The 649-nt window shown below is 82.4% G+C and carries 1 pseudogene; it reads right to left on the reverse strand.

Going from position 1 to position 649, the window contains the following annotated elements:
- A pseudogene (locus tag FK498_RS18950) lies at positions 1-510 on the reverse strand (hypothetical protein); the annotation flags it as partial.
- Positions 511-649: the final 139 nt, after the last annotated feature.

The raw sequence follows: 649 nt of genomic DNA on the forward strand, positions 1-649 counted from the left end.
GGCCGGCGGTGCCGGCCGCATGTCCGGGGCCGGCGCCGGGTCCACGCGCGCGGTCGCGGCGGACGGGGCGTCCGGAATGGGTGTCGGCAGGACGGGCGACGGCGCAACCGCTGCCGGCGGGACGGGTGCCGGCGGGGCGGCCGGGAGCGGGTCGGCGGGTGGCGCCTGCAGCACCTGCAGCGCGCCGCCCTCCTCGCGCGGCGCGAGCAGGGCGATCGGCGGCGTCGCCGCACCCGGCGCGACCGGCCGGCCGGCGACATCGCGGTCGCGTTCGGGCACCACAAGCACCACGGAGGAGGCCGACTCCCGGACCGTGCCGTCGGGGTTGCGCGCGCGCAAGGAGAGCTCGTGCCCGCCGGGCGGCATCGGTGCGGCGGGCACGAACACCCACTCGCCGCGGTCGTCCGCCTTCACCCGGCCGATCTCGTTCGCCCCGTCGAGGATCACGATCTCGGCGTGCGGCGCGGCGCGGCCCGCCATCACGGCGTCGCCGCGGGCGTTCACGCGCACGATGTCGAAGCTCGGGCCCGGCGGCGGCGGGGCGGCCCGCCCCGGCGCGCGGCCGGGGGGTGCGCCCCCCGGCGGCCGCGGCCTGGGGGGGGGCGGGGGGGGCGCCCGCCGCGCTCGCCGCCGCGCCCCGGGACACGCT

This window comes from Elioraea sp. Yellowstone (assembly GCF_006704265.1).
Taxonomy (GTDB): domain Bacteria; phylum Pseudomonadota; class Alphaproteobacteria; order Acetobacterales; family Acetobacteraceae; genus Elioraea.